The sequence below is a fragment of the Faecalibacterium sp. BIOML-A1 genome, assembly GCF_009679715.1.
GTDB classification, from domain to species: Bacteria; Bacillota; Clostridia; order Oscillospirales; family Ruminococcaceae; genus Faecalibacterium; species Faecalibacterium taiwanense.
In genome coordinates this window covers 1-15,168 of record NZ_WKZJ01000018.1, presented here as the reverse complement: position 1 = coordinate 15,168, position 15,168 = coordinate 1, and the positions used below count along the sequence as shown (strand labels likewise).

Genomic DNA, 15,168 nt, shown 5'->3' with positions numbered 1-15,168 from the left:
AAGGAGTGAACGGTTATGGCAAAAAATAAAATTGAACGTATCGACCAGGAAATTGAGAAAACCCGTGAGAAGATTGCGGAATATCAGGAAAAGCTCAAGACCCTGGAAGCACAGAAAACGGAGGCAGAGAATCTGGAAATCGTTCAGATGGTTCGTGCGTTACGCATGACTCCAGCACAGCTGAACGCTATGCTTTCCGGTGGAATGAACCACGGCAGAGATACAGCACTGTCGGAATCAAATAATCAGGAGGTTACCGCTTATGAAGAATAAAAGAATTTGCAAAACACTTTCCGCCCTTTGCCTGACAATGGTTGTGGCATTTGGCTTTACGATCCCTGCTTTCGCACAGGGGTCAGAACAGGCTCCGGCGGCACCGGCAGAGGATTCTACCAATGACAGCAATGTGATTGTGGAAGAAACAGAACCGGCACCGGCACTTACACCAGATGGCAATGCCGCTCTGGTGGATGATTTTGGTGGCAATAAGCAGCTCATTACCGTTACCACCAAGGCTGGCAACTATTTTTACATTTTGATCGACAGGGCTAATGAGGATAAAAAGACTGCTGTTCACTTTCTGAACCAGGTGGATGAAGCGGATTTGATGGCACTGATGGAAGATGAAAATGTCAAAGAGGAGTCGGCTGCTGTGTGTAGCTGTTCAACAAAATGTGAAGCAGGGGCAGTCAATACGGCCTGCCCGGTCTGCGCAACTGATAAGAGTAAATGTACGGGCAAAGCACCGGAACCTCCGGCAGAAACATCGGAGCCGGAAAAAGAGAAGCCTGCCGGATTGAACCCGGCTGCGATAGTCCTTTTGCTGGCTCTGCTGGGAGGCGGTGGCGTATTTGCCTACTTGAAGCTCGTTAAGAATAAGCCTAAGACCAAGGGCAATGACAGTCTGGACGATTATGATTATGGCGAGGAAGATTCCGAGGAATGGGAAACCGAGGATGAGGAGTCGGACGAGCCGGACGCTGACGGGGGCAGCACAGAAGAAGATGACGAGGACAGCGTGAAATGACCCGATTCACAGACAGTCCCTATGAACGCATGATGACACGCAGACCGGAGGGCGGGAAGGAAACTTCCCGTCCTCCTTCTTTACCCCACAGCCACCCCTGCTATGGCTGCGGGAATTATGGAAGACCCTGCGTAGGTATCTGTCACCGGGAAATGTCCCGATGGCTCAAAGAGAGGAGGAACCATCATGGCTCAACATAAATTGGTAATTGCCGAAAAACCATCAGTTGCCCAGAATTTGGCGGCGGTGATCGGCGCAACCGTCCGTAAGGACGGGTATCTGGAGGGCAACGGCTGGCGTGTCAGCTGGTGCGTGGGCCACCTGGCCGGTCTTGCGGATGCAGACAGCTATGACCCAAAGTATGCCAAGTGGCGATATGATGATCTGCCTATCCTGCCGGAACATTGGCAGATGGTGGTAGGAAAAGATAAGAAAAAGCAGTTTGATATTCTCAAAAAGCTGATGAATGCCCCGGATGTGACGGAAGTGGTAAATGCCTGTGATGCCGGACGCGAGGGCGAGATGATCTTCCGTAGCGTCTATGAGCTGGCAGGTTGCAAGAAGCCGATGAAAAGGCTCTGGATTTCTTCGATGGAAGACTCCGCCATAAGGGAAGGCTTTGCAAACCTGCGCCCCAGTGCGGACTATGACGGACTTCGAGATGCTGCCCTCTGCCGTGCCAAGGCCGACTGGCTGGTGGGGATCAATGCGACAAGGCTTTTTTCCGTGCTGTATCACCGTACCCTCAACATCGGGCGCGTGATGTCCCCAACACTGGCGCTCATTGTCCGGCGAGAAGCTGAGATCGACACCTTTCAGCCGATTCCCTTTTATACCGTGGCGCTGGAGCTGCTCGGTCTTACCGTATCCGGGGAGCGCATGGCGAATAAAGCCGCTGCCGAGCAGCTGAAAGAAGCCTGTCAGGGTGCAAATGTCACAATCAAAAAGGTGGAGTGCAAGGAAAAGTCCGAAAAGCCGCCTGCCCTCTATGACCTGACTACCCTGCAAAGAGATGCCAACCGCCTGCTTGGATTTACAGCCCAGCAGACCCTGGACTATCTACAAAGCCTGTATGAAAAGAAGCTCTGCACCTATCCCCGTACTGACAGCCGCTATCTGACTGGTGATATGGCAGACAGCCTGCCGTTGCTGGTGAATCTGGTTGCCAGTGCTATGCCGTTTCGCAAAGGGATCGCCATTACCTGTGATCCGCATACGGTCATCAACGATAAGAAAGTAACCGACCATCACGCAGTAATCCCTACCAGAAATCTCAAGGATGCAGACCTTTCTGCCCTTCCTGCGGGAGAAAAAGCGGTGCTGGAGCTGGTGGCCCTGCGTCTGATGTGCGCCGTAGCCCAGCCCCATATCTATTCGGAAACTGTTGTGATTGCAGCGTGTGCCGGTGGGGAGTTTACCACAAAAGGAAAAACGGTGAAGCATCCCGGATGGAAAGCACTGGAGGACGCTTACCGTGCCAAAATGAAGGATGCAGAGCCGAAAAAAGAGGGCGCAGAGAAAGCCCTGCCGGAGCTGACCGAAGGACAGACCCTTTCGGTTGCTGCGGCAATCGTCAAAGAAGGCAAAAGCAGTCCGCCTCAGCACTTTACGGAGGATACCTTGTTGTCCGCAATGGAGACTGCCGGAAAAGAGAATATGCCGGAGGACGCCGAGCGAAAAGGTCTGGGGACACCGGCCACCCGTGCCGGTATTTTGGAAAAGCTGGTATCTGCCGGTTTTCTGGAGCGAAAAAAGAACAGAAAAACGGTGCAGCTTCTTCCTTCCCACGATGCAGTTTCCCTTATCACAGTCTTGCCGGAACAGCTGCAATCGCCGCTTCTGACTGCCGAGTGGGAGTACCGCCTGGGAGAGATCGAGCGCGGGCAGCTTGCCCCTGAGAAGTTTTTGGACGGGATCAGCACCATGCTGAAAGACCTGGTGGGAACTTATCAGGTCATCAAGGGAACCGAGTACCTGTTCACTCCGCTCCGTGAGGTGGTGGGTAAATGCCCTCGCTGCGGCGTTGAAGTTGCAGAACTGCAAAAAGGCTTCTTCTGTCAGAATGATTCTTGCAAATTTGCAATCTGGAAAAATAACAAATGGTGGGCTGCCAAGAAAAAACAGCCGACCAAGGCTGTGGTGTCTGCGCTGCTGAACGATGGCTGTGTCCGTGTGACGGGGCTATATTCGGAGAAAACCGGCAAGACCTACGATGCCACTGTGGTTTTGGAGGACGATGGACAGTATGCAAATTTCAAGCTGGAATTTGACCAGCGGAAAGGAGGCAGCCGATGAAGCTCTCTTTAGTGGAACGGGAAACCATTCTCCTCTATAACCAGGCAGAATCAATGGCTGAGGTCTATACCCACGATCCCCGTCTGATGGAGAAGCTGGAACTGCTGGCAAAAAAGCACCCCGACCAGATCACCCGAAAGGACGCCCATAACTTTACCGTCCCCAAGCGGTGTGTATCAGTCCGGGAGCCATACAGCGCCGAGCGTCGCAAAGCTGCCAGTGAGCGTGCGAAAGCCGCCGGATACCAGCCCCCTGTGAAAAAGTCCGGCAGTTAAAGGCACATGGCAGAGAATGTATTTGAAGCGGTCAAGCAGTCGGTCAGCACCAGAGAAGCGGCAGAGTTTTACGGGATAAAAGTCAGTCGAACTGGTATGGCCTGCTGTCCCTTTCACGATGATAAGAACCCCAGCATGAAGGTAGACCAGCGGTTCCACTGCTTTGGTTGCGGTGCAGATGGGGATGTGATCGACTTTACCGCAAAGCTCTTTAACCTCTCCCCAAAAGAAGCGGCGGAGAAACTGGCACAGGACTTTGGCCTGATCTATGACAGTCAGGCCCCGCCCCGCAGGAGATATGTCCGGCAAAAAACCGAGGCACAGAAGTTTCGGGAGGATCGACAGCGCTGTTATCGCGTACTGTCCGATTACTACTATCTGTTGAAAAAATGGGAAGCCGACTGTTCTCCCAGGACACCGGAGGAAGAACCGCACCCCCGTTTTGTGGAAGCAATCCAGAAGAAAGCCTATGTAGAATACCTGCTGGACCTTTTCCTTTATGAAAGTGAAGAAGAACAAAAGGCATGGATTGCAGAACACACAGCAGAAATCACACACTTGGAAAGGAGATTGAAAATCATGGCTGAGAACAAACCCACCAACCGAGAACGGCTAAGGGAAATCACAGATGGCATCGAGCAGGGCATCAAAGAACTGTTTGAGAGTGAAAAGTATATGCGCTATCTGTCCGTCATGTCCCGCTTCCACCGCTATTCGGTAAACAACACCATGCTCATCTATATGCAGAAGCCGGACGCCACATTGGTAGCCGGATACAATAAGTGGAAAGACCAGTTTGAGCGTCATGTAAAAAAGGGCGAGCATGGCATTACCATCATCGCTCCCACACCGTATAAGAAGAAAATCGAGGAGCAGAAGCTGGACCCAGATACCAAGGCTCCGATTCTGGATAAAGACGGAAAGATCGTCACAGAGGAAAAAGAAATCGAGATTCCCATGTTTCGCCCTGTCAAGGTCTTTGATGTGAGTCAGACCGACGGGAAACCTTTGCCGGAGCTTGCTTCCTCCCTTTCCGGCAATGTGCCAAACTATGAGGCATTCATGGAGGCCCTGCGCCGCAGCGCACCGGTGCCGATTACTTTTGAAGCAATGGCCGCTGATACGGACGGCTATTTTTCTGCTGATCATCAGAAAATTGCCATTCGTCAGGGCATGAGTGAGGTTCAGACGGTTTCAGCCACAGTACACGAGATTGCCCACAGCAAGCTCCATGACCCTAAAAAATATGAAATGCTACCGTCATGGAAGGTTGTGCAGGAGAGTGAAGGTGGAACCAAGCATGATTTCAAGTTGGATTTTGCCACAGAAAAAGAAGCCGAACAGTTTGCTTCTGATATGGATTGGCGTTATGTGGACGAAAATCAGTTTGAATGGCGTCTTGCAGTTGAGGAAGATGCAACCGCAGAAAAACAGGCAATCAAAAACCGTCACACGGAAGAAGTGGAGGCTGAAAGCATCTCCTATGCAGTCTGCAAATATTTTGGCATTGAGACAGGAGAAAACAGCTTTGGCTATATTGCCAGTTGGAGTCAAGGCAAGGAGCTGAAAGAGTTGAGAGCCAGTTTGGAGACCATCAACAAAACCTCCGGCACTTTGATCTCCGACATTGAGCGCCACTATAAGGAAATCTGCAAAGAGCGCGGAATCGACCCTCATGCAAAGGTAGAGCCGGAACCCGCCCCGATAGAGCAGCCAGAAGATGCCGCTAAGGTATCTGATAGACAGCAGACCGGCGATCTGACCTACTATGTAGCAGAGTGCATGGAATTTCCAAACCTCGGAGAATACCACGATAACCTGTCTTTGGAGGAAGCAATCCGCATTTATCAGGAGATTCCGGCAGAACGAATGAACGGAATCAAGGGCATTGGTTTTGAGCTGAAAGACGGAAGCGACTATGAAGGACCTTTTCCGATTTTGACCGGCCAGACCATTGACCTGGACACCATCCAGGCAATCGACTATTACCGTGATAATCCTCTGGTGCAAAAAGCGGTAAAGGAACTGGCTGTGGCAATGCCGGAAATGGAAGTGCTGGGGGCGGACGCCAACCAGCAGGAGGCTTTGTTTCTGATTGACGATGCCACCTATCTTCATATCCAGTCCTGTGACAGCGGCTGGGACTATACCCTTTACGATGCCGCGTCCATGAAAGAGCTGGATGGTGGTCAGCTGGATATGCCGGAGATTTCCCGCATGAAGGCAGTTCTCCAGATTTGTGATGACAACGATTTGGGCAGAGACTCGGTAAAATACGCACCGTTGTCCATGATTGAGACCTTGCAGGAAGCTGCCTACCAGCAGATGCAGACAGAGGCCAGTCAGATGGCTGCTTCTTCCCAGCTGCCGGAAGCACAAGAGCAGGCGCTGGATGAATACCCTATGCCTGATGAGCAGGTATCCACACCGGATATGCAGGAATACGGCTACTCCTATGATGGGATGCTCCCTGTCACCAGAGAACTGGCGCTGGAACTGGATGCCGCTGGTTTGACTGTCTATGTGCTGCATGAGGACAATACGGAGAGTATGGTATTTGACCCGCAGGAAATCATGGATCATGGCGGCATTTTCGGTGTGGACCGTGAGGAATGGGAGAAAAGCCCTCAGTTCCATGAAAAGGTCATGGAGCGCCAGGAACATCAGCAGGAACGGGAACAGGCATTTCTTGCTCAGAACAGAGATTGCTTTGCCATCTATCAGGTGAGCCGTGACGATCCGCAGAATGTGCGCTTTATGAATCTGGACTGGTTACAGACCCATGATATTTCCATAGACCGCAGCAATTATGACCTCATTTACACAGCTCCTCTGAGGGAGTCTGGCACTGTGCCGGAGCAGCTGGAAAAACTATATGAGCAGTTTAATCTGCAAAAACCGGTGGATTTTCACAGTCCTTCTATGAGTGTCAGTGACATCGTTGCGATCAAGCAGGATGGTAAGGTATCCTGTCATTACTGTGACAGTGTTGGTTTTACCCAGATTCCCGGATTCCTGCCGGAAAATCCGCTGAAAAATGCGGAGATGGCCGTGGAGGACGATTACGGCATGATCGACGGTATCATCAACAATGGCGCAAAAGAGCCTGCGGTGGCAGAGCTGGAACAGCAGGCCCGCAGCGGTCAGCCCATTTCCCTGATGGATTTGGCTGCCGCTGCCCATCGGGAGGAACGGGAAAAGAAAAAGTCCGTCATGGAGCAGCTGAAAAGCCAGCCCAAGGCAGAACACAAAAAGACAGCGCCCAAAAAGAGTGCAGAAAGGGAGATTTGATATGGGAAACTTTACTTTTGAGGAAATGAACCTGATGTGCATTTACAATACCGGCAGCCGCACCGGATTGATCGACAGTCTGCGTGAGATGCGCGGCGAGCTTTCGCCAGAGGAAACGGAACTGAGGGAGCTGACCGACAGCGCCCTTTGCAAGCTCCAAACCATGACGGATGATGAATTTGCGGAATTGGAATTGTACCCGGATTTTGACCAGTAAACACCATAATCGCAGGGATGGGGTGGCAATATGCCACCCCACCTCTTTACCCAAAAACCGAAAGGAGGACAGAATACTATGCCAACCAAAGCTGAACTATATGCACAGATGGCGGAGAAGGTGACAACGCAGCTCACGGGGAGCTGGCAGGAATGGGCAGGGTTTCTCACTACTGCTTCCCGCCTTTACAAGTACCCGTTCCATGAGCAGCTGATGATCTATGCCCAGCGCCCGGACGCTACCGCCTGTGCAGAGTACGATTTGTGGAATGAAAAGATGGGCCGGTATGTAAGGCGCGGCTCCAAGGGAATCGCTCTGGTGGACGATTCCGGGGACAGACCTCGCCTGCGTTATGTCTTTGACATTTCCGACACCGGAACCCGTGAACATTCCCGCACTCCCTGGCTGTGGCAGCTGGAGGAGCGCCATCTGGATTCCGTACAGGTCATGCTGGAGCGCACCTATGATGTTTCCGGTGATGACCTTGCCGGACAGCTCACTAAGGTAGCCGGAAAACTGGCTGAGGAATACTGGACGGAGCATCAGCAGGACTTCTTCTATATCGTTGACGGTTCCTTTTTGGAGGAATATGATGAGTTTAACATCGGAGTACAGTTCAAGGCAGCAGCCACCGTCAGCATCACTTACGCTTTGATGTCCCGCTGCGGACTGGAGCCGGAACGCTACTTCGACCACGAAGATTTCATGGCAATCTTTGATTTCAATACCCCGTCAACCATCGGGGCGCTGGGAACAGCGGTCAGCCAGATCAACCAGCAGGTGCTGCGGCAGATCGGCGTTACCGTCCGAAATGCAGAGCGCGAAGCCAACCAAGAAAGGAGCAAACAAGATGAACAATCCCATGACCTATATCCAGAACGGAGACTATCTGATTCCCGACCTGAAGTTGAGCCAGCAGCCGGAGAAACCCCTGGGCAAGTACGGCAGGATGAGGAAAACCTACCTGAAGGAACATCGTCCCATCCTCTACAACCAGATGTTGCTGAGCGAGAAGTTGTACCCGCACCTTCTGGAGATCGACGAGACCGCCCAGAGCAGACTGGAGCAGATGATGCCCCAGCTGGCGAAGGAAGCGGGAGCCACCGAGGAACTGAAAGCCAGCGATCCCATGAAGTGGGTGGGGCTGATGAACACCTGCAAAGCTCAGGCCGAGGAAATCCTGATGGCGGAGCTTATCAACAGCTGACTCTAAACCTGTTCCTCTCCGAAGCAGAACAGATCCAATCCATAGATGAAGCAGAGAATGTAGCGCATACATCCTCTGCTTTTTCTTTTGCCCAAAATGACATCGACCATGTGCTGCGTTTGGGCGGCAATACAGATCGTCAGAGGGAGCGTGTGGTTGCAGCCTTTGAAAAGCAGAAAACCACCGCTGAGATTGCCGAGATACTGAAAACGCTGTACCACGGCGGCAATGGCCTTGGCAGTGTGAGCGCATGGTATGCCGAGGATGGTATCCATCTTTCACATGGGAAGTCTGTCCGTTATGACAGGTCTGCCCAGGTCATTTCCTGGGAGAGCGCCGCAGAGCGTATCGGGGAGCTTTTGGAGAGCGGCCAGTTTGCCTCCAATGTGGAGCTTGCAGAAGTGGCAGGCTATGAACGCTCCCTCCTCTCGGAAAAGCTCTGGCATCTGTATCACGATCTCAGTGAGGGTGCCAGAGAAGCCGGATATTTGTCCTGCCTGTCAGAGATCAAAGGCAATGGTTTCCCGGAGGAGACTCGCCGCCTGGCGGAGCAGATGAGTGACCTGGCTTTCCGCCAGACCCTCAAGGAAGAATACGCCGCCTTCTGGACTGCCTATCAGCAGGACCGTGACCTGTTGCGTTTTCACTATCACAGACCAAGGGAGATCTGGGAGAACCTGAAGGACCTTGACCTGCCCCGCAGGACCTTTTCTTCAGACCTTTCCCAAGTGCCAACCGTTCAGCACTTCATTACCGAGGATGAGATCGACGCCGCTATGACCGGCGGCAGCAGTTTCGCCGGAGGAAAAGGCCGTATCTATGCGTTCTTCATGGCAAACCATACGGATAAGGAGAAAGTAAGATTCCTCAAAGACGAGTATGGCATTGGCGGACGCTCTCATGCCTTGTCCGGTGCAACACACAGCGGCGAAGATCACGATGGGAAAGGACTGCACTATAAAAAGCAGGACTGCCCGGATGTTCACTTGAACTGGGAAAAGGTTGCCAAGCGCATTACCTCACTTGTCCAGAAAGAACGCTATCTTACCGAACAGGAACAGGCACAGTATGACAAGATCCAGTCTGAACAGGAACTGGCCGAAGAAGATGCCATTCAAGCCCAGCAGCCGGAGATGGATGAAGAAACACCAAAGCCTACCCTTGGGGAGCAGTTTGAGCAGTATAAGCCTGTGGTGACTGCCGCCATTTCCGAGGATACCGCATATCGCAATGCCTGCGGTCATTCTGACCGTGAAAATGCTGTCATCGAGGGTAATGCCGCTGTGCGCCGTGCGATCCTTGGTTCTAAGGATATGGAGCTGATCCGACTCTATTCGGATGTGCCGGAGTTCCGCCAGCGTCTGCACCGGGAAGTGATCGACGAAACCTATCCAAAGCTCCATGAACTTCTGCGCCCTCTTTCTCAGGAAGATATTGATACTGCCCTTTGTGCATGGAACGGCAATATCGAGAGTAAACACGCTGTTGTCCGCTATATGAAAGACCATGCAAGAGAAAAAGATACCGCCGCATGGCTGGCTCAGGAATACAGCGGCAACGACAGCAAGAGCCTATTTGTGATCCGCGCCGGAAGCCCAGAAGGGATTGAGCTGCCCTGGCCCAAGGTACAGCGCCGGATTGCCCAGCTTATCAAGGAGGACCGGTTCTATACCGAAGAAGAACAGGACCGTTTTGACGACATCGACTCAATCGCCATCCGGGAAGCTCTGGAGGAAAGAGGGATCGTCAACGGCCAGGTGGCAGACCCGGAAAAACTGGACAATGATCCGTTTATCCAACAGGTGATGTCGGATGTAGAGCAGATCGCAACTGCTGAGACAGAGCAGACTTCCGAAGTTGCTATTTCCGATGAGGAATATGATGCAGTTCGCCGCCCAACTCCGCAAAGAACATCCTATGACCCTGCTGCCCCGGTTTATGCCGTGGGCGATACCGTGTATATCGAGGATGACGCCTATCAGATCACCGAGCTGCGGGAGGACACCGTACAGCTTCTGCCCACCGGGATGGTATATCCCATCTACCGGGCAGAGCGCAAAGAACAGTTCGAGCAGCTGCTTCGGGCAGACCGCCGCAATGCTTACTATACCGAGTTTCTTCCTACTGACCCGGACAAGGCAGATCAGGACTTGCGGGATGTATTGGCTCATGGACTGATGGATGAAGCGGATAAAAAGCAGATTTCCACGCTGCTGGAATCCGGCAGGAGCAACAGCGAGATCGCCTATTGGCTGAGCAGAGCCTATTCCGGTGAGATTGAGACACTGAATCTGGAGACCGGCGATATTGCCGATTACCGTACCACGGCACAGGGCATAGAACTGGAAGTCATGGATGCAGAGGAAAAGCGTCTGGCTATGCTGTATTTCCGCTGGGATGAGGTTGCACCGTTGCTGCGCGGGATGTATGCCCGTCAGCTGGATGGCTTTGAACAGGAACGCCCCGAACCGGCTGCCGAAGCCCCGACCTTCCATTCCGAGACCGTGGCCGTCTATCCGGGCGATAAGAACAATCTGCCTTATGATGTGGTGGTGGAACGACTGCATATCGAGGAGCCGGAGCCACCAGTACCTGTGACAGAGCCGGAGAAAACTTTTGAGGAAGTGCTGGACGAACACCCGGTTTCCATTCAGGTCAATGGCCAGTGGGAGACCTTCTCCAATGCCAAAGCTGCCGAGGAAGCCTCCTATGAGGAATACAAGGCTAACCTGCGCCGCAATGCAAAAAACTTCCGCATTACCGATGAGCATTTGGGCGAAGGCGGTCCGAAAGCCAAGTTCCAGGCAAATATCAATGCGATTCGTTTGCTGAAAGAGCTGGAAGCTGCCGGACAGCAGGCAAGCCCCGAACAGCAGGAGGTTCTTTCTCGATATGTGGGCTGGGGCGGTCTCTCTGATGCGTTTGACCCGGAGAAACCGGCATGGGCTTTAGAGTATGCTCAGCTAAAAGAGCTGCTGACCCCGGAGGAATATGCCGCCGCCAGAAGCTCTACCCTCAACGCCCATTACACCAGCCCTACGGTCATTCAGGCCATCTATGAAGCGGTGGACCGTATGGGATTTGAGACCGGAAATATTCTGGAGCCGTCTATGGGTGTGGGCAATTTCTTTGGTATGCTGCCGGAGAAAATGCGAAACAGCCGTCTGTACGGCGTGGAGCTGGACCCTGTTTCCGGGCGCATCGCAAAGCAGCTCTATCCCAAGGCGGACATCACAGTAGGCGGCTTTGAGACCACCGATAGGCGTGACTTCTTTGACCTTGCCATCGGCAATGTACCTTTCGGTCAGTATCAGGTCAATGACAAAGCCTACAACAAGCTGAATTTTAGTATTCACAACTACTTTTTCGCCAAAGCACTGGACCAGGTGCGTCCCGGCGGCGTGGTGGCTTTTGTAACCTCCCGCTATACGATGGACGCCAAGGATTCCACCGTGCGCCGCTATCTTGCCCAGCGTGCCGAGCTGTTGGGAGCTATCCGTCTGCCTAATGACGCGTTCAAAAAGAATGCCGGTGCCGAGGTGGTATCGGACATCATCTTCCTCCAAAAGCGGGACCGCCCGCTGGACATTGTGCCGGAATGGACTCAAACCGGACAGACGGAGGACGGATTTGCCATCAACCGGTATTTTATCGACCACCCGGAAATGGTGCTGGGCAGACAGGAGCCGGTAAGCACTGCTCATGGTATGGACTACACCGTGAACCCTATCGAGGGACTGGAGCTTTCCGACCAGCTGCATGATGCGGTGAAGTATATTCATGGCACTTATCAGGAGGCAGAGCTGCCGGAGCTGGGCGAAGGCGAAGCTATTGACACCTCCATTCCTGCCGACCCCAATGTGAAGAACTATTCCTATGCCATTGTAGACGGGCAGGTGTACTACCGGGAAAACAGTCGTATGGTGCGCCCGGATCTCAACACCACCGCAGAAGCCCGTGTAAAAGGTCTTGTGGGACTGCGTGATTGTGTGCAGGAACTGATCGACCTTCAGATGGATGCAGCGGTTCCGGACAGCACCATTCGGGAGAAGCAGGCGGAACTGAACAGCCTCTATGACAGCTTTTCTGCCAAATACGGTCTCATCAATGACCGTGCAAACCGTCTGGCCTATGCAGATGATTCTTCCTATTACCTGCTCTGTGCGCTGGAAGTCATCGACGAGGACGGAAAGCTGGAGCGCAAGGCGGATATGTTCACCAAGCGGACCATCAAGCCCCATCAGGCGGTGGCTGTGGTGGATACGACAAGTGAAGCACTGGCGGTGTCCATCTCGGAAAAAGCCTGCGTGGATATGGACTATATGAGCCAGCTTACCGGAAAAACAAAAGAAGAACTGGCCGGAGAGCTGCAAGGCGTAATCTTCCGTGTACCGGGACAGCTGGAGAAAGACGGCACACCCCATTATGTGACTGCTGATGAATACCTCTCCGGCAATGTACGCCGCAAACTGCGTCAGGCGCAACGGGCCGCACAGCAGGACCCGGTTTATGCAGTCAATGTGGAAGCTCTTACCGCCGCCCAGCCCAAAGACCTGGATGCGTCGGAGATTGAGGTGCGTCTGGGCGCTACCTGGATCGACAAAGAGTACATCCAGCAGTTTATGTACGAAACCTTCAACACCCCGTTTTATCTCCAGCGCAGCATCGAGGTCAACTATTCGTCCTTTACCGCTGAATGGCAGATCAAGGGGAAATCTTCCGTATCCTACAACGATGTGGCAGCTTATACCACCTATGGGACCAGTCGTGCCAATGCCTATAAGATTTTAGAGGACAGCCTGAACCTGCGAGATGTCCGTATCTATGACACCATAGAGGACGCAGACGGAAAAGAGCGCCGCGTGCTGAACGCCAAGGAGACCACCCTGGCTGCCCAAAAACAGCAAGCTATCAGGGAAGCCTTTAGGGACTGGATCTGGAGAGACCCGGAACGCCGCCAGACTTTGGTGCGCCAGTACAACGAGGAAATGAACTCTACCCGTCCCCGTGAATATGATGGCAGCCACATCACTTTTGGAGGGATGAACCCGGCCATTACCCTGCGGGAACACCAGAAAAGCGCCATTGCCCATGTGCTGTATGGAGGAAATACCCTGTTGGCACATGAAGTAGGCGCAGGCAAAACTTTTGAAATGGTAGCTGCTTCGATGGAAGCCAAACGCCTGGGCCTGTGTCAAAAATCTCTCTTTGTGGTGCCCAACCACCTGACAGAGCAGTGGGCGTCGGAGTTTCTGCGTCTCTATCCTTCCGCCAATATCTTAGTCACCACAAAAAAGGACTTTGAGACCCATAACCGCAAAAAGTTCTGCGCTCGTATTGCGACGGGTGATTATGATGCCATTATCATGGGACACAGCCAGTTTGAGCGTATCCCCATCAGCCGGGAGCGTCAGGAACGGCTTCTCTATGAACAGATCGACGAGATCACTGAGGGGATTGCAGAGGTACAGGCCAGTGGCGGCGAGCGTTTTACCGTCAAGCAGCTGGAGCGTACCAGAAAGTCTCTGGAAGCCAGACTGGAAAAGCTGCAAGCCGAAGGGCGAAAAGACGATGTGGTAACCTTCGAGCAGCTGGGTGTGGACCGTTTGTTTGTGGACGAGGCCCACAACTATAAAAACCTGTTTCTATACACAAAAATGAGGAATGTGGCAGGCTTATCCACATCGGACGCGCAGAAATCCTCCGATATGTTTGCCAAGTGCCGCTATATGGACGAGATTACCGGAAACCGTGGCGTTATCTTTGCAACCGGAACCCCGGTCAGCAACTCCATGACCGAGCTTTACACCATGCAGCGGTATCTCCAGTATGACCGCCTGCAGGAACTGAACATGACCCATTTCGACTGCTGGGCCAGCCGTTTCGGAGAAACCGTCACGGCGCTGGAACTGGCCCCGGAGGGAACCGGCTATCGGGCGCGCACTCGATTCTCCAAGTTTTTCAACCTGCCGGAGCTGATGAACCTGTTCAAAGAAGTGGCGGACATCAAGACCGCCGACCAACTGAACCTGCCCACCCCGGAGGTGGAATACCACAACATCGTGGCGCAGCCTACCGAACATCAGCAGGAAATGGTCAAGACCCTTTCGGAGCGCGCATCGCTGGTACACAGCGGAACCGTTGACCCGTCCCAGGACAATATGCTCAAGATTACCTCGGATGGCCGTAAGCTGGGCCTGGACCAGAGAATCGTCAACCAGATGCTGCCGGATGAACCTAGCACAAAGGTCAATCAGTGCGTGGACAACATCATGCAGATCTGGCGGGATGGCAAAGCTGACAAGCTGACCCAACTGGTGTTCTGCGACATTTCTACACCGCAGGCAAAAGCTCCTGCAAGCAAGGCGGCGAAAACGCTGGATAATCCACTGCTTCACGCATTGGAAGGCTCTGTGCCTCTGCCGGAGCAGGAACCGGTCTTTACGGTATATGACGATATTCGTCAGAAACTCATTGCTCAGGGAATGCCTGCCGACCAGATCGCTTTTATCCATGAAGCCAATACCGAAGTGCGGAAAAAGGAGCTGTTCTCTAAGGTCCGTACCGGTCAGGTTCGTGTCCTTTTGGGCAGCACCGCCAAGATGGGCGCAGGCACCAATGTGCAGGACCGTCTGGTGGCACTTCATGACTTGGACTGTCCGTGGAGACCGGGAGACCTTGCCCAGCGCAAGGGCCGTATCGAGCGCCAGGGTAACCAGAATCCTCTTGTCCATGTGTACCGCTATGTGACCGAAGGAACCTTTGACGCATACCTCTGGGTGCGACACGAAGTCGCTTAAATCAACTGTCTGGCTATGACCAGACCTGTTATTCCATTAGCAGTAGTCTACTGTCA

Annotated in this window: 9 protein-coding genes; all 9 read left to right on the top strand. The window is 53.0% G+C overall.

The window, feature by feature from the left end; all coding sequences use genetic code 11:
- Positions 1 to 15: 15 nt before the first annotated feature.
- The 9 genes from GKG36_RS13855 to GKG36_RS13820 all read left to right on the top strand — a co-directional run bounded on the left by GKG36_RS13855 (position 16) and on the right by GKG36_RS13820 (position 15,112).
- Positions 16 to 273 (top strand): DUF4315 family protein, encoded by a 258-nt coding sequence (locus GKG36_RS13855; protein ID WP_009003366.1) that lies wholly within the window; start codon positions 16 to 18, stop codon positions 271 to 273.
- Entirely contained in the window at positions 263 to 1,027 is a 765-nt protein-coding gene (locus GKG36_RS13850) for a DUF4366 domain-containing protein (RefSeq protein ID WP_154244521.1), read from the top strand. Before GKG36_RS13855 ends, GKG36_RS13850 begins: the two co-directional genes overlap by 11 nt.
- A complete protein-coding gene (locus tag GKG36_RS13845) occupies positions 1,024 to 1,227 on the top strand; it encodes a hypothetical protein (RefSeq protein ID WP_009003368.1) in 204 nt (67 codons plus the stop codon). The genes GKG36_RS13850 and GKG36_RS13845 overlap by 4 nt, the downstream gene beginning before the upstream one ends.
- Positions 1,214 to 3,322, top strand: a complete 2,109-nt coding sequence (locus GKG36_RS13840; RefSeq protein ID WP_154244522.1) for a type IA DNA topoisomerase — start codon at positions 1,214 to 1,216, stop codon at positions 3,320 to 3,322. Before GKG36_RS13845 ends, GKG36_RS13840 begins: the two co-directional genes overlap by 14 nt.
- A complete protein-coding gene (locus tag GKG36_RS13835) occupies positions 3,319 to 3,597 on the top strand; it encodes an immunoglobulin (protein ID WP_154244523.1) in 279 nt (92 codons plus the stop codon). Before GKG36_RS13840 ends, GKG36_RS13835 begins: the two co-directional genes overlap by 4 nt.
- 6 nt (positions 3,598 to 3,603) lie before the next feature.
- Positions 3,604 to 6,888, top strand: a complete 3,285-nt coding sequence (locus tag GKG36_RS13830; RefSeq protein ID WP_154244524.1) for a YodL domain-containing protein — start codon at positions 3,604 to 3,606, stop codon at positions 6,886 to 6,888.
- 1 nt (position 6,889) lies between these two features.
- Positions 6,890 to 7,105: a transposon-transfer assisting family protein gene (locus GKG36_RS13825; protein WP_014078556.1), complete on the top strand. Its 216-nt coding sequence runs from the start codon at positions 6,890 to 6,892 to the stop codon at positions 7,103 to 7,105.
- A gap of 850 nt (positions 7,106 to 7,955) precedes the next feature.
- A complete protein-coding gene (locus tag GKG36_RS14875) occupies positions 7,956 to 8,312 on the top strand; it encodes a TnpV protein (RefSeq protein WP_081016879.1) in 357 nt (118 codons plus the stop codon).
- Between the two features lie 1,496 nt (positions 8,313 to 9,808).
- The gene (locus GKG36_RS13820; protein ID WP_347563056.1) at positions 9,809 to 15,112 is read left to right on the top strand and encodes an SNF2-related protein; all 5,304 of its coding nucleotides are present in this window, start codon (positions 9,809 to 9,811) and stop codon (positions 15,110 to 15,112) included.
- The last annotated feature ends 56 nt before the right edge of the window (positions 15,113 to 15,168 follow it).

Excerpts from the sequence above, each read along its gene's own strand:
- GKG36_RS13855 (WP_009003366.1), top strand. The coding sequence starts at position 16 with ATGGCAAAAAATAAAATTGAACGTATCGACCAGGAAATTGAGAAAACC.
- GKG36_RS13850 (WP_154244521.1), top strand. The coding sequence starts at position 263 with ATGAAGAATAAAAGAATTTGCAAAACACTTTCCGCCCTTTGCCTGACA.
- GKG36_RS13845 (WP_009003368.1), top strand. The coding sequence starts at position 1,024 with ATGACCCGATTCACAGACAGTCCCTATGAACGCATGATGACACGCAGA.
- GKG36_RS13840 (WP_154244522.1), top strand. The coding sequence starts at position 1,214 with ATGGCTCAACATAAATTGGTAATTGCCGAAAAACCATCAGTTGCCCAG.
- GKG36_RS13835 (WP_154244523.1), top strand. The coding sequence starts at position 3,319 with ATGAAGCTCTCTTTAGTGGAACGGGAAACCATTCTCCTCTATAACCAG.
- GKG36_RS13830 (WP_154244524.1), top strand. The coding sequence starts at position 3,604 with ATGGCAGAGAATGTATTTGAAGCGGTCAAGCAGTCGGTCAGCACCAGA.
- GKG36_RS13825 (WP_014078556.1), top strand. The coding sequence starts at position 6,890 with ATGGGAAACTTTACTTTTGAGGAAATGAACCTGATGTGCATTTACAAT.
- GKG36_RS14875 (WP_081016879.1), top strand. The coding sequence starts at position 7,956 with ATGAACAATCCCATGACCTATATCCAGAACGGAGACTATCTGATTCCC.
- GKG36_RS13820 (WP_347563056.1), top strand. The coding sequence starts at position 9,809 with ATGAAAGACCATGCAAGAGAAAAAGATACCGCCGCATGGCTGGCTCAG.